The sequence below is a fragment of the Streptomyces sp. NPDC054786 genome, assembly GCF_053611685.1.
In genome coordinates, this window is record NZ_JBSHAW010000049.1 from 48,441 (window position 1) to 68,448 (window position 20,008).

Annotated in this window: 18 protein-coding genes and 1 pseudogene; 13 read left to right on the forward strand and 6 right to left on the reverse strand. The window is 70.8% G+C overall.

Annotated features, from left to right (window positions below):
- Positions 1–45 precede the first annotated feature (45 nt).
- A complete protein-coding gene (locus ACWGI6_RS32495; RefSeq protein WP_453270832.1) occupies positions 46–762 on the reverse strand; it encodes a lysophospholipid acyltransferase family protein in 717 nt (238 codons plus the stop codon).
- A 158-nt stretch (positions 763–920) separates the two neighbouring features.
- Positions 921–1,338 (reverse strand): annotated as a pseudogene (locus ACWGI6_RS32500) (DUF4395 domain-containing protein).
- Between the two features lie 75 nt (positions 1,339–1,413).
- Here ACWGI6_RS32500 and ACWGI6_RS32505 point away from each other — a divergent pair.
- The 4 genes from ACWGI6_RS32505 (at position 1,414) to ACWGI6_RS32520 (ending at position 4,574) form a co-directional block, all read left to right on the forward strand.
- Positions 1,414–1,833: a TlpA family protein disulfide reductase gene (locus ACWGI6_RS32505; RefSeq protein ID WP_453270833.1), complete on the forward strand. Its 420-nt coding sequence runs from the start codon at positions 1,414–1,416 to the stop codon at positions 1,831–1,833.
- A gap of 224 nt (positions 1,834–2,057) precedes the next feature.
- Complete coding sequence (locus ACWGI6_RS32510; RefSeq protein ID WP_393905982.1) at positions 2,058–2,564, forward strand: flavin reductase family protein; 507 nt, start codon at positions 2,058–2,060, stop codon at positions 2,562–2,564.
- A gap of 212 nt (positions 2,565–2,776) precedes the next feature.
- Entirely contained in the window at positions 2,777–3,562 is a 786-nt protein-coding gene (locus tag ACWGI6_RS32515) for an electron transfer flavoprotein subunit beta/FixA family protein (RefSeq protein ID WP_393905981.1), read from the forward strand.
- Positions 3,563–3,611: 49 nt separating this feature from the next.
- Positions 3,612–4,574: an electron transfer flavoprotein subunit alpha/FixB family protein gene (locus ACWGI6_RS32520; RefSeq protein ID WP_453270834.1), complete on the forward strand. Its 963-nt coding sequence runs from the start codon at positions 3,612–3,614 to the stop codon at positions 4,572–4,574.
- Between the two features lie 105 nt (positions 4,575–4,679).
- Here the strand turns inward: ACWGI6_RS32520 and ACWGI6_RS32525 are convergent, their stop codons facing one another.
- Entirely contained in the window at positions 4,680–5,198 is a 519-nt protein-coding gene (locus ACWGI6_RS32525) for a DinB family protein (protein ID WP_453270835.1), read from the reverse strand.
- 196 nt (positions 5,199–5,394) lie between these two features.
- Between ACWGI6_RS32525 and ACWGI6_RS32530 the strand changes: the two genes are divergently transcribed.
- A complete protein-coding gene (locus ACWGI6_RS32530) occupies positions 5,395–6,705 on the forward strand; it encodes a DUF6986 family protein (RefSeq protein WP_453270836.1) in 1,311 nt (436 codons plus the stop codon).
- Between the two features lie 121 nt (positions 6,706–6,826).
- On the opposite strand, the gene ACWGI6_RS32535 is transcribed toward ACWGI6_RS32530, so the two are convergent.
- Positions 6,827–7,453 (reverse strand): TetR/AcrR family transcriptional regulator, encoded by a 627-nt coding sequence (locus tag ACWGI6_RS32535; protein ID WP_453270837.1) that lies wholly within the window; start codon positions 7,451–7,453, stop codon positions 6,827–6,829.
- Positions 7,454–7,525: 72 nt separating this feature from the next.
- Between ACWGI6_RS32535 and ACWGI6_RS32540 the strand changes: the two genes are divergently transcribed.
- The gene (locus ACWGI6_RS32540) at positions 7,526–7,852 is read left to right on the forward strand and encodes a hypothetical protein (protein ID WP_453270838.1); all 327 of its coding nucleotides are present in this window, start codon (positions 7,526–7,528) and stop codon (positions 7,850–7,852) included.
- Positions 7,849–8,097 (forward strand): hypothetical protein, encoded by a 249-nt coding sequence (locus ACWGI6_RS32545; protein WP_453270839.1) that lies wholly within the window; start codon positions 7,849–7,851, stop codon positions 8,095–8,097. The genes ACWGI6_RS32540 and ACWGI6_RS32545 overlap by 4 nt, the downstream gene beginning before the upstream one ends.
- A gap of 65 nt (positions 8,098–8,162) precedes the next feature.
- On the opposite strand, the gene ACWGI6_RS32550 is transcribed toward ACWGI6_RS32545, so the two are convergent.
- Positions 8,163–9,203, reverse strand: coding sequence for a LacI family DNA-binding transcriptional regulator (locus ACWGI6_RS32550; RefSeq protein WP_453270840.1), 1,041 nt, complete (start codon positions 9,201–9,203; stop codon positions 8,163–8,165).
- Between the two features lie 141 nt (positions 9,204–9,344).
- Between ACWGI6_RS32550 and ACWGI6_RS32555 the strand changes: the two genes are divergently transcribed.
- The gene (locus ACWGI6_RS32555) at positions 9,345–10,301 is read left to right on the forward strand and encodes an ROK family protein (RefSeq protein WP_453270841.1); all 957 of its coding nucleotides are present in this window, start codon (positions 9,345–9,347) and stop codon (positions 10,299–10,301) included.
- 333 nt (positions 10,302–10,634) lie between these two features.
- Positions 10,635–12,671: a protein kinase domain-containing protein gene (locus ACWGI6_RS32560; protein ID WP_453270850.1), complete on the forward strand. Its 2,037-nt coding sequence runs from the start codon at positions 10,635–10,637 to the stop codon at positions 12,669–12,671.
- A gap of 83 nt (positions 12,672–12,754) precedes the next feature.
- Here the strand turns inward: ACWGI6_RS32560 and ACWGI6_RS32565 are convergent, their stop codons facing one another.
- A complete protein-coding gene (locus ACWGI6_RS32565; RefSeq protein ID WP_453270842.1) occupies positions 12,755–14,812 on the reverse strand; it encodes an NPCBM/NEW2 domain-containing protein in 2,058 nt (685 codons plus the stop codon).
- Between the two features lie 269 nt (positions 14,813–15,081).
- Here ACWGI6_RS32565 and ACWGI6_RS32570 point away from each other — a divergent pair, with 269 nt between their 5' ends.
- The 4 genes from ACWGI6_RS32570 (at position 15,082) to ACWGI6_RS32585 (ending at position 19,594) form a co-directional block, all read left to right on the forward strand.
- Positions 15,082–16,338, forward strand: coding sequence for an ABC transporter substrate-binding protein (locus ACWGI6_RS32570; RefSeq protein ID WP_453270851.1), 1,257 nt, complete (start codon positions 15,082–15,084; stop codon positions 16,336–16,338).
- Positions 16,339–16,381: 43 nt separating this feature from the next.
- Positions 16,382–17,293 (forward strand): carbohydrate ABC transporter permease, encoded by a 912-nt coding sequence (locus ACWGI6_RS32575; protein ID WP_453270843.1) that lies wholly within the window; start codon positions 16,382–16,384, stop codon positions 17,291–17,293.
- The gene (locus tag ACWGI6_RS32580) at positions 17,290–18,207 is read left to right on the forward strand and encodes a carbohydrate ABC transporter permease (RefSeq protein ID WP_453270844.1); all 918 of its coding nucleotides are present in this window, start codon (positions 17,290–17,292) and stop codon (positions 18,205–18,207) included. The genes ACWGI6_RS32575 and ACWGI6_RS32580 overlap by 4 nt, the downstream gene beginning before the upstream one ends.
- A gap of 352 nt (positions 18,208–18,559) precedes the next feature.
- A complete protein-coding gene (locus ACWGI6_RS32585; protein WP_453270845.1) occupies positions 18,560–19,594 on the forward strand; it encodes an NUDIX hydrolase in 1,035 nt (344 codons plus the stop codon).
- Positions 19,595–20,008 lie beyond the last annotated feature (414 nt).

The following is a 20,008-nucleotide window of genomic DNA, read 5'->3' on the forward strand; positions in this document are numbered from 1 at the left end:
TCGCCGGAGGCGCGCTACGACGGCGCGCTCCGGCCTCCGGGTCCGCTATCGGGCGGTCCCGGGCGCGGCGGGCGCCGTGCCGCCGAGGTGGGCCGGGATCCACCAGGTGTCCTCGGGGCCCTTGGGGCGTACGGGGTAGGCGCGCTGTGCCGCCTCCAGCAGGTCCTGCACACGGGCCCGCAGCCGGTCGGTGATCTTCTCGGCCTGCTCGGCCGGATCGGCCTCCATCGGCTCGCCCACCCGGATCGTTATCGGCAGGTGGTTACGGCCCAGATCGCGCTTGTGGCCCTTGGTCCACAGCCGCTGGGTGCCCCACAGCGCCACCGGCAGCAGCGGCACCCCGGCCTCCTGGGCCAGCCGTACCGCACCCGACTTGAAGGTCTTCAGGGTGAAGGACTCGGAGATCGTCGCCTCGGGGAAGACCCCGATGATTTCACCCGAGCGCAGTGCGGACAGCGCGTGCTTGTAGGCGTGCATGCCCTGCGCACGGTCCACGGGGATGTGCTTCATCGCGCGCATCAGCGGTCCGGACACCTTGTGCCGGAACACCGCCTCCTTCGCCATGAAGCGCACCAGACGCTTGGCCGGGCGCGCCGTCAGTCCGGCGAAGACGAAGTCCAGGTAACCGATGTGATTGCTCACCAGCACCGCCCCGCCGCGGCGGGGAATGTGATCCGTCCCGGCGATGTCGAATTTCAGATCGAGCGCCTTGAAGAGCGTGCGGGCGGCGCCGATCACCGGCGGATAGACGAGCTCTGCCATTGTCCGGAGGACCCCTTTTCCACGCCTGGGGAGGGTTCTCCCGGCGGAAACCTACGCAGCCGTAACTGCGGCTTTCGGGAGATCGTGCCCGAAGTCGGCCGTGGCGGCCAGCGCGCCGGCCGCCACGGCCGGGAGATTCTTGTCACGTGAAGGGTGGCTCAGCCGGTCGCCCTCCGCAGCACAAGGTACATCTCGCACCCCAGGCAGTACCCGAACGCAGCATTGAGAAAGGCCGCCGCGAGCGCACAGCCCGGTGGCCGCGAGCCCCAGCCACTGCGGCCCCACGAAGTAACCGGCCAGTCCCACCACCGCGAAGAACAGCCCGACGCTCTGGGCGAAGCGCGGCGGGGCGGCGTCCTCGAACTCGGCCGGTGCGGACAGCCGCGGGCGCACCGCCACCCTGAACAGCCAGGCATAGGGCGAGTGCTGGACACCCGCCAGCGCCCCGAGGGCGAAGACCAGCGTCTGGAAGGCCAGCAGCGGACCGCTCCCGGTGATCAGCACGGCCGCCAGCACGACGGTCGTCAGCGTCGCCCCGAACCTCGGGCCCCGTACGTCAATGGTGTCGACAGGCATGCCCCCACTCTCCCGCAGACCGGGTCGCACCGGGCCCCGGGAATCTTTGCGGTCTCGTGAACGCTGCATCCCTCGATGACTGGACTCATGGTGTGCCTCGCGGTGCTCGCGGCGGCGAGCGCTTTCGGCGTGTGGCACCGACGCCGTAAGGGGAGGCCGACGGTGCGCAAGCGGGACGACGGGACGCGGCTGGGCGCCGCCGAGATCGGCGCGGAGCTGGGGGAGCGGGCCACCCTGCTGCAGTTCTCCAGCGCCTTCTGCCAGCCCTGCCGGGCCACCCGGCGCACCCTGGCCGAGGTCGCCGGCATGGTCGAGGGGGTGGCCCATGTCGAGATCGACGCGGAGGACCATCTGGACCTCGTGCGCCACCTCAATGTGCTGCGCACGCCCACGGTGCTGGTGCTCGACGCGGACGGCGCGATCGTGCGCCGCGCCTCCGGGCAGCCCCGGAAGGCCGATGTCATCGCTGCGCTGGGTGCGGCCGTCCGTGATTGATCTCCCAGATGGCGGGCGCCCCTTGACGCTGTGGGTCACGAATCGTCACTCTGACGTGATGCGGCCAGGAACCCTTCTGCACGGACGCGCCCACGTCGACCTTCTGCGGACTGCCAGCGCCCGCTGTCCGGGCGCGTGAGCAGCGACGACACCTTGCTGCCGGCCGCCGCACGGCCGTCGGCGGCTCCGCCCGGGCTCGTACACCACACCAGAAGGACAACTCCATGACGGCCTCGCCCGGCCTCGGCACGCCCCGCACCGCCTCCCCCGAGCTGCTGCGCTCGGTCTTCCGGCAGCACGCCGCAGGCGTTGCGGTGATCACCGCGCACGGCTCCCGCCCCGTCGGCTTCACCGCCACCTCCCTGACCTCCGTCGCCGCCGACCCGCCGCTGCTCTCGTTCGGCATCGGTACCGGCGCCTCCAGTTGGCCGGCCGTCTCGGAAGCCGAGCACATCGGCGTCCACATACTCGGCGAGCACCAGCAGGAACTGGCCGCCACGTTCGCGCGCAGCGGCGCCGACCGCTTCGGCCCCGCCACGTCCTGGCGCACCGGCCCCGAGGGCGTACCCCTCCTGGACGGCGTACTGGCCTGGCTGGTGTGCAAGGTCGTGGCGCGGGTGCCGGCCGGCGACCACCGCATCGTGCTCGCCCAGCCCGTCGTCGGCGACCCCGCGGGGCCCGGCCGTCCGCTGCTGTATCACCAGGGCCGCTTCAACGCGCTGCGGGACTGACGGGTTCCCGCTGCCGTTCGTCGTTTCCCGGTCGGGGCCGTTGGCAAGGTCACATTTCGACGGCCTTGATTCGGGGCACGAGAGTCGATGTACTGGCGAGTAATATGGCGGTCGGCGTGGGGAACCGCATCCGACCGGGAGCCGCCCCGACAGGCGCCTATGCTGCCAGCACAAGGCAGTTCTGAAGAGACGAAGCAGGTAGGAGAGCCGGCGTGAGCCTGAGGATCGTTGTCTGTGTGAAGTACGTGCCCGACGCCACCGGCGACCGGCACTTCGCCGAGGACCTGACCGTCGACCGTGACGATGTGGACGGTCTGCTCTCGGAGCTCGACGAGTACGCCGTCGAGCAGGCCCTGCAGATCAAGGAAGCCGCCGACGACGCGGAGATCACGGTCCTCACCGTCGGCCCCGAGGACGCCAACGACGCGCTGCGCAAGGCGCTGTCGATGGGCGCCGACAAGGCCGTCCACGTCGAGGACGACGACCTGCACGGCACCGACGCGCTCGGCACCTCGCTCGTGCTCGCCAAGGCCATCGAGAAGACCGGCTACGACCTCGTCGTCTGCGGTATGGCCTCCACCGACGGCACGATGGGTGTGCTGCCCGCGCTGCTCGCCGAGCGGCTGAACATCCCTCAGGTCACCCAGCTGTCCGAGGTTTCGGTCGCCGACGGCAAGGTCACCGGCCGCCGGGACGGCGACACCGCCAGTGAGCAGCTGGAGGCCGCGCTGCCGGCCGTCGTGTCCGTCACCGACCAGTCGGGCGAGGCGCGTTACCCCTCCTTCAAGGGCATCATGGCCGCCAAGAAGAAGCCGGTGGAGTCCCTGGACCTGGAGGACCTGGAGATCGAGGCGGACGAGGTCGGCCTCGAGGGCGCCTGGACCAAGGTCGACGGCGCCGCCGAGCGTCCGGCCCGCACCGCGGGCACGATCGTCAAGGACGAGGGCGAGGGCGGCAAGCAGCTCGCCGAGTTCCTCGCGGGCCAGAAGTTCATCTGAGCCGCAGCCCTTTCCACCGCCCTCATTCTTCCCGCAGGAGAACAATCCCATGGCTGAAGTCCTTGTCTACGTCGACCACGTGGACGGTGCCGTCCGCAAGCCCACCCTCGAACTGCTCACCCTCGCCCGCCGCATCGGCGAGCCGGTAGCCGTTCACCTCGGTGCGAACGCCGAGGACGCCGCGAAGATCCTCGGTGAGTACGGCGCCGTGAAGGTACTGGCCGCCGACGCGCCCGAGTTCGCCGAGTACCTCGTCGCCCCCAAGGTCGACGCGCTGCAGGCCGCCTACGACGCGGTCTCCCCGGCCGCCGTGCTGCTGCCGTCCTCCGCGGAGGGCAAGGAGATCGGTGCCCGTCTCGCGCTGCGCATCGGCTCCGGCATCATCACCGACGCCGTCGACGTCGAGGCCGGCGATGAGGGCCCGGTGGCCACCCAGTCCGTCTTCGCGGCCTCGTACACCACCAAGTCCCGCATCACCAAGGGCACCCCGGTCATCACCGTCAAGCCCAACTCCGCCGCTCCGGAGGCCGCTCCGGCCGCCGGTGCCGTCGAGCAGCTCGCGGTGACCGTCGCCGACTCCTCCAAGGCCACCAAGATCGTCTCGCGCACCCCGCGCGAGTCGACCGGCCGCCCGGACCTGACCGAGGCCGCGATCGTGGTCTCCGGTGGCCGTGGCGTCAACGGTGCCGAGAACTTCCCGGTCATCGAGGCGCTCGCCGACTCGCTCGGTGCGGCCGTCGGCGCCTCGCGTGCCGCGGTGGACGCCGGCTGGTACCCGCACACCAACCAGGTCGGCCAGACCGGTAAGTCGGTCTCGCCGCAGCTGTACATCGCGGCGGGCATCTCCGGTGCGATCCAGCACCGCGCCGGTATGCAGACCTCGAAGACCATCGTCGCGATCAACAAGGACTCCGAGGCGCCGATCTTCGACCTGGTCGACTACGGCGTGGTCGGCGACCTCTTCGACGTCGTCCCCGCCCTCACCGACGAGGTCAAGACCCGCAAGGGCTGACCGCCGTCCCGCCGGAGCCCGGCTCCGGCCTCGCACGAGGCCCCGTACGCGCGGTGTGTACGGGGCCTCGTGCTGTGGCGGCAGTGCCGGTCGGGTGCCGCGCCGTCAGGCGCCCGTCGCCCCGTCGATCCGCTCGCGCAGCAGATCCGCGTGGCCGTTGTGCCGGGCGTACTCCTCGATCATGTGGACGTAGATCCAGCGCAGGCTCAGGGTGCGCCCCCGGCGCGCCACGAAGATCTCGTCCAGTCCGCGGTCCGCCACGGCCTTGTCACAGGACTCGATCTCGGCCCGGAACGCCGCGAAGTCCCGCTCGGCGGCGGCCGGATCGGCGTCGTCGAAATCGGCGTCCGGGTTGTCCTCGGTGGAGTAGAGATCGCTGATCCGCTGGCCGAGGAAGCGCAGCCGGAACCAGGTGCGTTCGACGTGTGCCATGTGGCGCACCAGGCCGAGCAGCGTGAGGGTGGACGGTGCGGCGCTCGCCTCGACGAGCTGGGCGGGCGTCAGCCCCGTGCACTTGGCGAGCAGGGTGTCACGGTGGAAGTCGAGCCAGCCCTGCAGCATCTCCCGTTCGCCGGCCACGGTCGGGAGTTCTCTGCGTTCTATGGAAGGTGCGATCCAAGTCATGAGGGTGAGTCTGACGGCGCCGCGGTGGACCCCGCCACGGAGTTTGCGAAGTCCGGCCGTACGCCCGTGACCTGCGCCGCCGCGGGTGAGGGTGTTGACCTCGGCAACCGACGCCGATAACTTCGCTATACGGATTGTTGATTCCGTTAAGCGGAAAACGCTCGATCGGCGGGCGTGCGCACCGGGAGGGTATCGAATGGGGCAGCAGGAGACCGTGGCGACGAGCCTCGCGGACACCGTACGCGAGGGAATCGGAGCCGCTCTCGCCCAGGTGGACGCGGATCTGGCGCGGCGCTACCCCGGCGACCCCGGCACCCGCCAGCCGGTCCACACGGTCTACGTCCCCGGCGATGTCTTCGCCGCCGGCACCCTGCGCTCCTGGGGCGACCAGGCGCTCGCCGCCCTCGATGAGCATGCCCCCGACGCCGGGGCGCTCGCCGCCGTCCTCGGTATCCCCGACGCACTCGCCGTGGACGTCCACGACCGCGTCCGGGCCAAGCTGACCCGCGAGCCCGTCGAGGATCTACGCATCGACTTCGAGGACGGCTACGGCCCCCGCCCGGACGCCGAGGAGGACGAGGCCGCGGCCCGTGCCGCCGCCCTGGTCGCCGCCGCGTTCCGTGGGGGCACCTCCCGGCCGGAGGCTGGGGGAGGCACCGCGGCCCCGTACATGGGCATCCGGATGAAGTGCATGGAGGCCGCCGTCCGCGACCGCGGGATCCGCACCCTCGACATCTTCCTCACCGGCCTCATGGCGGCCGGCGGTCTGCCCGACGGACTGGTGCTGACGCTCCCGAAGGTGACCTACGCCGAGCAGGTCACCGCCATGGTCCGGCTGCTGGAGGCCTTCGAGAAGGCGCACGGCCTGGAGAGCGGCCGGATCGGTTTCGAGATCCAGATCGAGACCACCCAGTCGATCCTGGGCGCCGACGGCCGCGCCACCGTCGCCCGCATGATCGAGGCCGCCGAGGGCCGTGCCACGTCCCTGCACTACGGCACCTTCGACTACAGCGCCTCCTGTGGCGTCAGCGCCGCCCACCAGTCCCTCGACCACCCCGTGGCCGACCACGCCAAGGCCGTGATGCAGGTCGCCGCCGCGGGCACCGGCGTACGTCTCTCCGACGGCTCGACGAACGTCCTGCCGGTCGGCGCGACGGACCGGGTGCACGCCGCCTGGCGGCTGCACCACGGCCTGGTCCGCCGCTCGCTGGCCCGCGCGTACTACCAGGGCTGGGACATGCACCCGGCCCATCTGCCCACCCGTTACGCGGCGGTCTACACCTTCTACCGCGAGGGCCTGGAGCAGGCCGCGGCCCGGCTCGCGGCGTACGTCGCCAAGGCCGGCGGCGACGTCATGGACGAGCCCGCCACCGCCAAGGCACTCAGCGGCTATCTGCTGCGCGGTCTGGACTGCGGCGCCGTGGACGCCGCCGAGGTCGCCCGGCTGACCGGGCTGACCCGCGCCGACCTGGACGCACTCGCGGGCCGCCCGGCCTCCACCGCCTGAGAGCGCAGCGGCCCGTTCGGTACAACGCGCCGCGCAGCACAGGAAGTTGGCCGCCGTGACCGCTTGCCGGTCAGGTAGGCCCCATGAAGCCCCCGCCGATCTCCGGCGGGGGCTTCGTACTTCAGTCCGCGGCCGGACCGAGGTCGTCGATATGGGCACGCAGGACCGTGGCGCAGGTCTGTGCGTCCAGGACGTCGGGCCGCAGTACGGCGGTGAACGCGAGACCGTCCAGGAGGGAGGTCAGCCGCTCGGTCTCGGTGTCGACGGTGAGCCCCGGCCGCAGCCCGCCCGCGGTGTCGAGGCGGGTGAGGATGCGGCGGACGAGGGTGCGGGTGCCGGTGGCGGTCTCCTGGGCGAGGTCGTCGATCGCGGGATGGGTCCGGGCGGCGGTGGAGAAGTCGACGAGGACGGTGACCTCGGCACGCCGGCTGTCGTCCAGGGGCAGCAGCTCGGAGAGCAGCTCGACCGCGCAGCGGCGGATCTGCGCCGCGGGAAGTCCGTCCAGATCGCCCAACTCGTCGACGCGGCGCTGGAGTCGGTCGCCGACCCGGTCGAGCATCGACCGCATCGCAAAGCGCATCAGCTCTTCCTGGCCGGCGAAGTAGTGCCGGACCGAACCGATGTTGAGCCGGGCCTCGTCGGCGACGGCGCGCAGGGAGGCGCGCTGGAGGCCGTCTCGTACGGCGACGCGGAAGAGGGCGTCGACGACGTCGCGGCGTCGGGCTTCTCGGTCCACCTGCTTGGGCATGGCCCCTTTGTATCACGGCTGTGATAAATTGTTTTGTATCACACCTGTGATACAACGATTGGAGGGGTGATCGTGGAGCATGTCCTGAACCTTCTTCTCATCCGGTTCGGCGTGATCGCGGGCGGCCTGGTGGTGCTGGCCCTGCTGGTCTTCGCCGTGGCGCTCGTCCTCAAGCGCCGGGGGAAGCTCGGTGCGGCGCGGCGGTATGCGGCACCCGCCGCTCATGCCGTGAGCCGCTATCTGGACGACCGGGGCGCCGCGCGGGGCCGTGGTGGGGCGTCCCGGGGACGCGGGTCGGTGGCCGGTGCGGTGGTGCGGGCCGCGGCCCGGCACCTGGACGACGACGGGCGCGGGCAGCGGCAGCGCGAACGGGAGCCGGGGCGGGGTGGGGCCCGATGACCGGCGGCGGTCCGACGGCCGGCAACGGCCCGACGTATGAGGTCCTCGCCCGAGGCGGAGGCGGAGGCGGGGGCGGGGGCGGGGGCGGGGGCGACGGGAGCGACGGGTCGGACCTCGTCCAGCACCTGCTGGCCGACGCCGCGATCAAGGGTGTCATCGTGATCGTCGCGCTGATCGTGCTCGTGCTGGGGATGGTGCTCATCTGGAAGAAGGCCGGCCGCGCCCCGTATCGCGACGACCGGTGATCACCCCGCCCGGAACTCCCCGGAGCCGCGCCGGCCCGGGGGTCTCCGGCGCCTCCGGCGGGAGTTCAGCTCTCCGAAGGGCGGATCTCGCCCGAGCCACGGGCGATCAGACGGGTGGGGATCTCCCTGCGCTGCGGCGGGTCCTCGATGCCCTCCAGGCGCCGGAAGAGCAGACCGGCGGCCGTCCGGCCCATCCGTGCCGGGTCCTGGGCGACGACCGTGATCGCCGGCCGGACGAGATCGGCCAGCTCGAAGTCGTCGAAGCCCACCAGCGCGACCGGGCGCGGGCGTTCGCCGAGGATGCGTACGGCCGTGACGGTGACCCGGTTGTTGCCCGCGAAGAGCGCGGTGACCGGCGCGGGGGCGTCCAGCATGGTGGTGGCGGCGGCGCGTACGCACTCGGGCGCCGTGGAACCCAGTGACACCCAGGAGTCGTCGACGGGCAGGCCCGCGGCGGCCATGGCGGTGCGATAGCCGCGCAGCCGCTCGCGTGCGGTGTGGATCCGCGGCTGGTCACCGATGAAGCCGATCCGGCGGTGGCCGTGCGCGATGAGATGAGCCACCGCGTCCTGGGCGCCGCCGAAGTTGTCGGAGACCACGACATCCGCGTCGATCCGGCCGGGCGGGCGGTCCACGAACACGGTCGCTATCCCGGCCGTGATCTCCGGCTCCAGGTAGCGGTGGTCGTCGGCGGCCGGGATGATGACCAGCCCGTCCACCCGCCGTGCGCACAGCGCCAGCACCAACTCCTGTTCGCGGGCCGGATCCTCGGCGCTGGAGCCGTTGATCAGCAGCGCGCCGTGGCTGCGGGCGACTTCCTCGACGGCGCGGTTGAGCGGGCCGTAGAACGGGTCGGCGAGATCCTCCAGCACCAGGCCGATGCTGGCCGTACGTCCCTTGCGCAGGATCCGGGCGGAGTCGTTACGGCGGAACCCCAGAGCGGTGATGGATTCCTGGACACGTCGTTCGGTGTCCGGCGTGACGCCCGGTTCGCCGTTGACCACCCGGGAGACCGTCTTGAGGCCGACCCCGGCGCGCGCCGCGACATCCTTCATCGTGGGCCGGGTGCCATAGCGGCGGGAGGTGCCCCGCGCGGTGTCGGTCACGGTGTGCGGTCCTGATTCTGTCGGCGTCAGGTGTGGCGTCGAGCATAGCCTCTAGACAACGTTGTCAATCGAGGGAAGACTGGCGTTCTCACGCCGGGCCGGTACGCTCGGCCCCCGGGCCCACCAGGAGATTCCACACCGATGCAGACGGACCTCAGCGCAGCGTTGGACATTGGCGGCACCAAGATCGCCGGCGCTCTGGTGGACGCCCACGGCAGACTGGTCGCACGGGCCGCCCGGCCCACCCCCGCCGACAAGGACGGGGCGACGGTGATGCGTGCGGTGGCCGAAGTGGTCGCCGAGCTGGCCGCGGAGCCGGGCTGGGCGCGGGTGGCGGCCGTCGGCATCGGCAGCGCAGGCCCGGTCGACGCCTCGTCCGGCACCGTCAGCCCGGTCAACATCCCCGGCTGGCGCGACTTCCCGCTCGTCGCCGGAGTGCGGGCGCTCGTCGGGGAGCGCCCGGTCGTGCTGGTCGGCGACGGTGTCGCGATGACCGCGGCCGAGCACTGGCAGGGGGCGGCGCGCGGCCACGCCAATGCGCTGTGCATGGTGGTCTCCACCGGCGTCGGCGGCGGACTCGTCCTCAACGGCCGGCTGCACCCGGGCCCCACGGGGAACGCCGGGCACATCGGTCACATCAGCGTGGATGTCGACGGTGACCCTTGCCCGTGCGGGGCCCGTGGCTGTGTCGAACGGATCGCCAGCGGCCCCAATATCGCCCGCCGGGCGCTCGCCAACGGCTGGCTCCCCGGTCCCGACGGTGACACCAGTGCGGCGGCCGTCGCCGCCGCCGCGCACGCCGGTGACCCCGTCGCCATCCGCTCCTTCGAGCGAGCCGCCCAGGCGCTGGCCGCCGGGATCGCCGCCACCGCCACGCTCGTGGAGATCGATATCGCGGTCATCGGCGGGGGAGTCGCGGGCGCGGGAGACGTCCTCTTCACCCCGTTGCGTGCGGCCCTGCGGGACTATGCGACGCTGTCGTTCGTGTCGGGCCTGACGGTCGTACCGGCCCAAATGGGGACCGATGCGGGGGTGGTGGGCGCTGCCGCTGCCGCCGGGCAACGGTCCCGTCCCGATGCCTTCGTCCCTACGCCCTGACGCCACCACGAGCCCCCGTGCGCCCCTTAGTGTGTTGCCGACCGCGACGTGCGCCGTGGCGTACACGGCGTATGGCCACAGGCACGGGTATCGAGGGGATCGGCGACGGTGACACCGGGGGAGCGTGAGCAGGGCGGAGCGGACGAGGCACCTGGGGCGGGCGGGCCCGGCCCGACGGGTGCCACCCCACTGCCGAACGCCGGCGGCGATGCGGGGCAGGGTGTGCCCGGTGCCGCCGCCGCGAGCGGGCCCCGGCGGGGCAACGACGCCGATCTGACCGGGCAGTTGCTGGGCGGCAGGTATCGGGTGACCGGCCGGATCGGGCGCGGTGGCATGGGCGTGGTCTGCCGCGCCGTCGACGAGGTGCTGGGGCGCGAGGTCGCCGTCAAGGTCCTGCGCGCCTACACCGATGCCTCCGCCCCGGAGCTGGCCGATCTGCGCACCCGTATGCAGCGCGAGGCGCGGGCCGCGGCCCGTATCCGGCACTCCGGTGTGGTCACCGTCCATGACGTCATCGACGAGGACGGGCGACCCGTCATCGTCATGGAGCTGGTGGACGGACCCTCGCTGGACGACGCCGTCGACCAGCGGGGCCCCCTCGATCCGAGGGAGATCGCCCGGATCGGCGCCCGGGTGATGGATGCCCTGGACGCCGCCCACCAGGTGGGTGTGCTGCACCGCGATGTGAAGCCCGGGAATGTGCTGCTGGACGGCTGGGGGCACCGCCCAGGCCGTTCAGGCACTGGGGGAGGCCGGGTGGTGCTCACCGACTTCGGCATCGCCAGTATCGAGGCACCGGGCGACGGCGCGACCACCAACATCACCCGCAGCGGCGAACTGGTCGGCTCGCTCGACTACTTGCCGCCCGAGCGGGCGCAGGGCCTGGACCCCACCCCGGCCTCGGACATCTGGTCCCTCGGGATGACCCTGTATGCGGCCGTCGAGGGCGGCAGTGCCCCGTTCCGTCGTACGTCGGTGTGGTCGACGCTCACCGCGATCGTCACCGAGGTGCTCCCCGAGCCCCGGCGGGCCGGGCCGCTCACCCCCGTGCTGCACGCCCTGATGGCCAAGAACCCGGCCGACCGGCCCTCCGCCGCCGACGCCCGGAGCCTGCTGGAAGCGGTCGCGGAGGGCCGCGAGCCCGCGCCGATGCCCACGCCCGGTGCGTCGTATCTGCCCACGGCGACGGATGTACGGGCGGTCGCCCCGCCGTCCGCGGCGCCGGAGACCGGCCCGGGGGCGGGCGACGGCGGGCCGGGTGAGCCGGGCGCGGTGGCGTCCGGTCCCGGCGACGCGGTCAGCCCGGGTGCGGCCCGCCCGGTCAACCCGGGTGCGGCGCCGGCCAGTTGGCTCTCCGGCCCCGGGGCCCAGGGCTCGCCGGTGACCCAACCCACGCCGCTGTCGCCACCGTCACCGGCCTCGACGCCGCCGCCTGCGCCCGCCGGGCATCCCGCGCCCCCGACGTCGCAGCACCATCAGGGCGGCGCCGGGAACCAAGGACCCGGGTTCACGTTTCCGACCCCGGGTCCCGTGTGCGATCCGCCCGGTGTGACGGCCGGTCCGCCCGTGGGCGGTACGGGCGCCCCTCCGTACCCGGGAAGCCCGGGGGAGCGGGACACCGAACGGCTGCCCGCCCGCGGGCGGCGTCGGGTGGTGCTGGCCGTGGCGGCGGCGCTCGCCGTGCTCGCGGCCGGCGGCGGTGTGACCTATGCGCTGGTGGGCGGGGGCCCGAGCGATACGGTCGCGGGCGGTGGGCGGCAGTCGGCTCCGCCGGCCGGGGCAGCCGACGGGCCGGGCACGCCGAGCGCGTCCGCCGGCAAGGACGCCGGCAAGGCCGACGGAAAGGCCGACGCCAAGGACAAGGGCAAGGACAAGGGCCAGGACGGCGGGAAGAGTGCGGCGCCGTCCGCTTCGGACCGGCCCTCGGCCGGCGGTTCGCCCAAGGACCCCAAGCCCGGTGGTGCGGGCGGGAGTTCAGGCGGGCACGATGGTGATCGGGGCGGCACCGACGGCGGTGGCAGCGGTGCGGGCGGCGCCCAGGGCGGCGGGGGCGGTGCCGGCGGTGGCGGCAGTGACCCGACCCAGGGGCCGTCGTGCGCGTCCATCGGCGGTGGCAAGGCCAACTGCGAGGTGTGGCGCACCGCGAGCTCGTACACCCCGTCCTTCCAGCAGGTCGGGACCCTCAACTCGGGTACCAACTACTTCTACTGCCAGGCGAAGCTGGGCCACCGGGAGACGTACGGGAAGTGGACGAACGTCTGGTGGGCCAAGACCGATGACGACAGCGGCAACTCCGGTGTCTACATCAGCGTGGTCTACCTCAAGGGCGGGGCGAACGACCAGCCCGTCCCCGGGCTGCCCACCTGCTGACGCTCCTCACGGGTGCTGGGTCCGGGCGGGCGGAGGGCCCGTCCGGTGTCGTCAACTCTCTTTCGATGAGCGGTGTTTGACGTTCAGCACTGGAACTTGGCGTCCGCCCAGTCGGCGTGGTCGTAGTCGATACCGTCCCCGCCGTCGGTCACGACGAGCCGGACGCTCTGCGCTCCGGCGACCGGGGCGCTGACGGCCTTGGCGGCATCCGTCCCGGTCACCGAGGGGCTCACGGCGACCTGTTTGCCGTCGGCCCACACCTCGAAGCCCACCGACCCGCGGTCGCCGGACTCGTCGTCGATGCCGACCTGGGCCGTGAACACGGAGCACCGCCCGCCGGTATAAAAGCTCACCTCGCTGGGTGCATGCACCCCGAGGCCCTTCTCGAAGCCGGTGCCGCCGATGCCGATCGGCCTGCCGTCCCCGGCGTCGCTCTCCCCGACGCTGGTGTTCTTCTCGACCGGGCCCCAGCCGTTGGCGGCGGTGAGCCAGGGGAGTTCGGCGGCGTACGCGGTCCCGGACGGCGGTGGCACCACGACATGGGCGGTGCCGGGCAGCGTGGTGGTGATCCGCTCGCCGCGGGGTGAGCGGTAGGCGGCGGTGAGCGGCAGATCGTAGGCGCCGGGCTCGGTGCCGGCCGGTGCGGTGATCTTCCAGCCGGTGGTGAGCGTCCGGCCGCCGGGCAGCGCGCGGGCCGTCGCCGGGGAGGTGGCCCTGGCCTGCCACCCGTGCGGGGCCTGCAGCGTCACGGTGACGTTCTTGGCGGGGGTGCCGCCCAGGTTGCGGACGGTGGAGCGGAGGCCGGCGGGGGAGCCGGCCTCGACCAGCGGCGTACGGTCGGTGCCCGTCTCGACGGCCGGTGGGTAGGTGGCCCAGCGCTTGTCGGCGGAGACGCGGTAGACGGTGGTGCCGTGTGCCGGGACGGTCGCGGAGACGGTGCCCGTGGTGTGGGTGTCCTGGTGCCGCCACAGATCGCGCAGCCGGTAGCCGTCGGCCTGCGGGAGGCCCAGGTCCTTGGCGGTGGCGGAGATCCGCTGCGGCTGTCCGGTCTCGTTGAACAGCGCCACCGCGCGGGCGCCGTCGGCCAGTTGTCTGACCAGCGTCCAGCGGCCGGCCTCGGACTTCAGTACCGTGGCCTGCTTGCCCAGCGGGTCCTGGTCGATGGCGATGAGGTCCTTGTTGGCCAGGATCTCGAACGTCTCCGGGGTGGCCTTGCGCAGATCGGAGCCGATCAGCAGCGGGGCGGCCATCATCGACCACAGGGAGAAGTGGCTGCGGTACTCGGTGTCGGTCATGCCGCCGTTGCCGACCTCCAGCATGTCCGGGTCGTTCCAGTGCCCGGGGCCGGCGTGCGGGGCGAGCGGCAGATTCTGCTTCGTGATCCCGAGCATGCTCGACCAGGAGTCGCTGATGTCGCCGGTGGTGCGCCACAGATGCCCTACGTCCGACGCCCACTCCCAGGGCTTGTTCTCGCCCCATTCGCAGATGCTGTAGACGATGGGCCGCCCGGTGGCCTTGAGCGCGTCCCGCATCGTGCGGTACCGCTGCTTGGCGTCCACGCCGAGGTTATTGCAGTTGTCGTACTTGAGGTAGTCCACGCCCCAGTCGGCGAACTGCTGGGCGTCGGACTTCTCATGGCCCAGGCCGCCGGGGAATCCGGCCGGGTTGCAGGTCTTGATTCCGGCGCTCGTGTAGATGCCGAATTTCAGTCCCTTGGAGTGGACGTAGTCGGCCACCGCCTTGATGCCGTGGGGGAAGCGCTGCGGATCCGGTACGAGCTTGCCGTTCCCGTCGCGGGCCGGCAGCGCCCAGCAGTCGTCAAGATTGACGTACTGATAGCCGGCGTCCTTGAGGCCCTTGGCGACGAAGAGATCGGCGATGCCCTTGACCATCTCCTCGTTGAACTCGGCCCGGCAGTTGGTGGAGTTCCAGTTGTTGAAGCCCATCGGGGGCGTCTTGGCGAGCCCGTCGGGGAGCCGGGGTGCGGGGGTGGTGCGGGCGGTGCCGGCGCCCGGGGCGTCGGGGGTACGGGCCGCGGCGGGCAGGGCGGTCACTCCTGCCGTACACAACAGGGCGGCGGAAAGCGCTCCGACGATTCTTCGGTGGCCTCGCCGGTGGATGGTGCGGATATGAACGCGCATGATTCGCGTCCTCCGTCTTCGCGAGAGGTGTGGTGGGGGCGTGTACCGGTCGCGTGCGAGTGTTTACGGTAGGGCTTGTTGGAGTCTGTTGGAAGAGGAGCGGTAACGGTTCCTGCTTCGCCTGCCAAAACCCTTGACTCGACCTGCCGTTCGGAGTGAGATCCCACCACTCGCGTTCGGTTCTGTTTGGTTCCACCCCTGAGGAGGGGGACATGGTCCAGTCATCGTTCGGCGGCTCGGATACGTACGGGGAAGCGGCAGGACGTCGGATGTCCCGCCGGACGCTGCTGAGGAGCGCGGCGCTCGGCGCGGGGGCGGTGGCCCTCCCGTCCCTGCTCGCCGCCTGCAGCGGCGGTCCGAAGGGCATCACGATGGGTTCGAATGCCTCGGACGCCGTTCCGAAGAAGGCCTTCGCCGAGGCCTTCAAGGCCTATGAGAAGAAGTCGAAGAAGACGGTGACGGTCAACACCGTCAATCACGAAAACTTCCAGGAGAACATCAACCGTTATCTCCAGGGCTCTCCGGACGATGTCTTCATGTGGTTCGCCGGCAACCGTATGCAGTACTTCGCACAGAAGGGCCTGCTCTCCGACATCAGCGATCTGTGGCGGGGCTTCGACGGGTTCTCCGAGGCGCTGAAGAAGCAGTCGACGGGTCTGGACGGCAAGCAGTACCTGGTGCCGTACTACTACTATCCGTGGGCCGTCTTCCACCGGAAGAGCGTGTTCCAGGAGAAGGGGTACGACATCCCCAAGACCTTCGACCAGTACCGTGCGCTCGCCCGACAGATGCAGAAGGACGGCCTGGTGCCGTTCGCCTTCGGCGACAAGGACGGCTGGCCGGCGATGGGCACCTTCGACTACCTCAATATGCGCGCCAATGGCTACGACTTCCACATCGCGCTGATGAGCGGCCGGCAGGCCTGGAACAGCCCGCAGGTCAGGCACGTTTTCGACCTCTGGCGCGGACTGATGCCCTATCACCAAAAAGGCGCCAACGGCCGCACCTGGCAGGAGGCCGCACAGACCCTCGCACAGAAAAAGGCCGGAATGACCGTGCTCGGACTTCCGCACCCCGGCCAGCAGTTCAGCGCCGACGACCGTGCGGACCTAGACTTCTTCCCCTTCCCGGAAATCGACCCGGCCCACGGCCAGGACGCGGTCGAGGCGCCGATCGACGGATTCCTGATGTCGAAGAAGGCCAAGGACAAGGACGGTGCGAAGGATCTGCTGAAATTCCTCGCCACGCCCAAGGCGGAGGACATCTATCTGAAGTCCGACCCCAACAACGTCGCGGTCAACAGCGGCGCGGACACCGCCGCCTACACCCCGCTGCAGAAGAAGGCAGTCCAGCTCGTCTCGGGCGCCAAGCAGATATCGCAGTTCATGGACCGCGACACCCGGCCCGATTTCGCCTCGACCGTGATGATCCAGGCGATCCAGCAGTTCCTGAGCAAACCGGATGACATCGACGGCCTGGTCAATGACATCGAACGCCAGAAGAAGCAGATCTTTTCCGCCAAGTGAGCGCCGTCAGAAGTCCGTTGTGAAAGACGGGGAGCGAACCGCCGTGCCGAACACCCGCGCACGGCGCGCCGGACGACCGGGTCCGCGGCGCCACACCCGCCGTGACCTCGTCGTCCTCGGCGTGCTGCTGGGCATACCCATCCTGCTCGACCTCGCCCTGATCTGGGGCCCGACGCTGGCCTCCGTGGGGCTGTCCTTCACCACCTGGGACGGCATCGGCGATATCCGGTGGGCCGGCCTCAAGAATTACGACAACCTCTTCACCGACTACCCGCAGTTCTGGCCGGCGGTCCGCCACAACCTGTTGTGGCTGGTCTTCCTCGGGCTGGTCGCCGCCCCCTTCGGCCTGCTGCTCGCCGTCCTCATCGACCGCGGTGTCCGCTTCAGCCGCTTCTACCAGTCGACGCTCTATATGCCGGTGGTGCTCTCGCTCGCCGTCGTCGGCTTTATCGCCCAACTGGTCCTCTCCCGGGACCAGGGCGCACTGAACGCCGTCATCGGCGGCAGGAATCCCACCGACTGGCTCGGAAATCCCGGACTCAATATCTGGATGGTGCTGCTGGCCGCCTGCTGGCGGCACACCGGCTATGTCATGATCCTCTATCTCGCCGGACTGAAATCCGTCGACCCCGGTCTCAAAGAGGCCGCCGCCCTCGACGGCGCCAGTGAACGGCAGGCCTTCTTCCGGGTCGTGCTGCCCACCCTGCGCCCGGTGAATGTCATCGTCGGCGTCATCACCGTCATCGAATCGCTGCGGGCCTTCGACATCGTCTACGCCATCAACAAGGGCCGCAACGGCCTGGAGCTGCTGTCCGTGCTGGTCACCGACAACATCATCGGGGAGGCGAGCCGGATCGGATTCGGCTCGGCCATCGCCGTCGTCCTGCTGCTGGTCTCGCTGGGATTCATCGTGACCTACCTCGTCCAGGAACTCCGAGGGGAGCAGCGGCGATGACCGCACCCGCCGCCACCGCGCGGCCCGCCCCGCGCCAGGCACCCGCGCCGAGGGGCCCGGCCCGCCGCCGCGGCCGGTTCGGCGTCCACCTCTTCCTTTCCGCCGTCTCGCTCGCCTTCCTCGCCCCGCTGCTGCTGGCCGTCTACGCCTCACTGCGCCCTTACGAAGAGACCGCGAAATACGGCTATTTCTCCCTTCCGCGCCATCTCTCCTTCGACTACTACCAACAGGCCTTCGCCGACTCCGGGATGAGCAAGTACTTCCTCAACTCGCTCATCATCGCCGTCCCCGGTGTGCTGCTCACCCTTTTTCTGGCCTCGTTCGTGGCCTTCGCCGTTTCCCGGCTGCGGATCCGCGGCGGCATCGTCCTGTTGATGTTCTTCACCGCCGGAAACCTGCTGCCCCAGCAGGTGATCGTCACCCCGCTCTATGTGCTGTTCAACAGGATTCCACTGCCGTACTGGATGTCCGACTCCCTGACGATGTACGACTCCCTCTGGGCCGTCATCGCGGTGCAGACCGCTTTCCAACTCGGCTTCTGTGTCTTCGTTCTGGCCAATTTCATGCGCACCCTGCCGCGGGAAATCCTGGAGGCCGCGATCGTCGACGGAGCGGGCGTCTGGGCGCAGTACTGGCGGGTCACCCTTCCCCTGTGCCGACCCGCGCTCGCCGCACTGGGCACCCTGCAATTCACCTGGATGTACAACGACTTCCTCTGGGGCCTGGTCTTCCTCTCCGACGGCGACAAACTCCCCGTCACCTCGGCCCTGAACAATCTGCGCGGCCAATTCTTCACGGACTACAACCTGCTCGCCGCGGGCTCCGTCCTCGTCGCGCTGCCCACGATTGTGGTCTTCCTTCTCCTCCAGCGGCATTTCATCGCCGGACTGACCCTCGGCGCGAGCAAGGGGTAGCGGCCCTGGCCGCGCGGAACATGCCGGCGGCCGCACGATGGGCCGCCGTCATATGCGGCGTCTCCCGGGCCGGCGGCGGCCCGGGAACTCGGTATGCGGGTGAGGGTTTCGGTACTGGAGGGGCGGGGGAGCGCTTGTTTGCCGGGGGCTTCGCGGCGGCGGATGCGGTGACCGACATCCTCCGCGCGAGGCAATTCGCGACCGGCGTGTCCCCGGGTGTGTGAAACCTCCCTGGCCGCGCCGATGGTCGAATGAGCAACGTTCCCGGTCGTGCGCGCGGCCCGTGGCCCCGAGCGTTTCGGTGGCAGGGTGTGGCGGGCAACTCACCTGGGTCTAGGGAAGAGGGGAAACCGTGATCGTCTGGCTGAACGGCACGTTCGGTGCGGGCAAGACCACTACGGCTCATGAATTGCTCGACCTGCTTCCCGGAAGCACGCTCTACGACCCCGAACTCCTCGGCAGCGGACTGCGGTTGATGCTGCCGGCCAAGCGGTTCGAGGAGATCGACGACTATCAGGACCTGCCGGCCTGGCGGCGGATGGTCGTCGACACCGCCGCGGCACTGCTGACCGAAGTCCCGGGTCCGCTGGTGACACCGATGACGCTGCTGCGCCAGGAGTACCGCGACGAGATCTTCGGCTCCCTCGCCGCCCGCCGGATACCCGTACGGCACGTCCTGCTGCACGCGGACGAAACGATCCTGCGGGCTCGCATAGCCCACCGCGAGGAGCCCTCCGCAGACGCCGGGGCCACCGCGTCCGTGCGCCGGTGGAGCCTGGAACACCTGGGGCCGTACGCCGAAGCCCTGCCGTGGCTCAAGGGCGATGCGCACGTCGTGGACACCACCCGGCTCACGCCCCGGCAGAGCGCCGAGCGGGTCGCCGAGGCCCTCCGCACCGGCGCCGGCGCCTGCGACATCGTGCAGACACCCGAACCGACCGCCGAGACGCTCGCCGCCGGCGTACTGCTCTTCGACGACCAGGACCGGGTGCTGCTCGTCGACCCGACCTACAAGGCCGGCTGGGAATTCCCCGGCGGCATCGTGGAACGCGGCGAGGCGCCCGTCCATGCCGGCATACGGGAGGTCGCCGAGGAGCTGGGCATCGAACTGCCCCGTGCGCCCCGGCTCCTGGTGCTGGACTGGGAGGCACCCAAACCGCCCGGCTTCGGCGGTCTGCGGCTGCTCTACGACGGCGGCACCCTGACCGACGACCGGATCAGCAAACTGCTGCTGCCCGGCGCCGAACTGCGCGACTGGCGCTTCGCCACCGAGGCCGAGGCCGAGAAGATGCTGCCGCCGGTGCGCTTCAACCGACTGCGTTGGGCGCTGCGCGCCCGTGAACGGGGCTGTCCGCTGCACCTGGAGGCGGGTATTCCCGTGGGGTGAGGCCCACGTTTTTGGCTTTGCCTCCGTGGTGGTTGTTCGCCTCTCCGCTGCGTTTTGCCCCGGCCCGTGTTTTCGGCTTTCCCGCCGTGGGGGTCTCTCGCCGTTGCGCCTGGCGGCGGGCCGGGGCCGCTGCGCGGGGCTGTCGGGTGCGGTGACGGTCCTCCGGGGCAGGGGTGTGGGACTGCTGCGCTTTACGTCCCACACCCCTGCCCCTCCGGCCCGTCCCCTCCCGTTGAGGGAGGGAAGAAACTTCGGTGGGGGTGCACGTGGCTGGTCCGGTGCACCCCCTGAGTCAGACGCAACCCAGCCGCGAACGCCCGCCCCCACCCAGCTTTTTCCCACCCACTCACGGGAGGGGACGGGCCGGAGGGGCCTGGTGTGTGGACGTAAAGCGCAGCAGTCCACACACCAGGC

Bases quoted from the DNA above. Each gene is read 5' to 3' on its own strand.
- ACWGI6_RS32495 (WP_453270832.1), bottom strand. From the start codon at position 762: ATGGCAGAGCTCGTCTATCCGCCGGTGATCGGCGCCGCCCGCACGCTC.
- ACWGI6_RS32505 (WP_453270833.1), top strand. From the start codon at position 1,414: ATGACTGGACTCATGGTGTGCCTCGCGGTGCTCGCGGCGGCGAGCGCT.
- ACWGI6_RS32510 (WP_393905982.1), top strand. From the start codon at position 2,058: ATGACGGCCTCGCCCGGCCTCGGCACGCCCCGCACCGCCTCCCCCGAG.
- ACWGI6_RS32520 (WP_453270834.1), top strand. From the start codon at position 3,612: ATGGCTGAAGTCCTTGTCTACGTCGACCACGTGGACGGTGCCGTCCGC.
- ACWGI6_RS32525 (WP_453270835.1), bottom strand. From the start codon at position 5,198: ATGACTTGGATCGCACCTTCCATAGAACGCAGAGAACTCCCGACCGTG.
- ACWGI6_RS32530 (WP_453270836.1), top strand. From the start codon at position 5,395: ATGGGGCAGCAGGAGACCGTGGCGACGAGCCTCGCGGACACCGTACGC.
- ACWGI6_RS32535 (WP_453270837.1), bottom strand. From the start codon at position 7,453: ATGCCCAAGCAGGTGGACCGAGAAGCCCGACGCCGCGACGTCGTCGAC.
- ACWGI6_RS32545 (WP_453270839.1), top strand. From the start codon at position 7,849: ATGACCGGCGGCGGTCCGACGGCCGGCAACGGCCCGACGTATGAGGTC.
- ACWGI6_RS32555 (WP_453270841.1), top strand. From the start codon at position 9,345: ATGCAGACGGACCTCAGCGCAGCGTTGGACATTGGCGGCACCAAGATC.
- ACWGI6_RS32560 (WP_453270850.1), top strand. From the start codon at position 10,635: ATGGGCGTGGTCTGCCGCGCCGTCGACGAGGTGCTGGGGCGCGAGGTC.
- ACWGI6_RS32565 (WP_453270842.1), bottom strand. From the start codon at position 14,812: ATGCGCGTTCATATCCGCACCATCCACCGGCGAGGCCACCGAAGAATC.
- ACWGI6_RS32570 (WP_453270851.1), top strand. From the start codon at position 15,082: ATGTCCCGCCGGACGCTGCTGAGGAGCGCGGCGCTCGGCGCGGGGGCG.
- ACWGI6_RS32580 (WP_453270844.1), top strand. From the start codon at position 17,290: ATGACCGCACCCGCCGCCACCGCGCGGCCCGCCCCGCGCCAGGCACCC.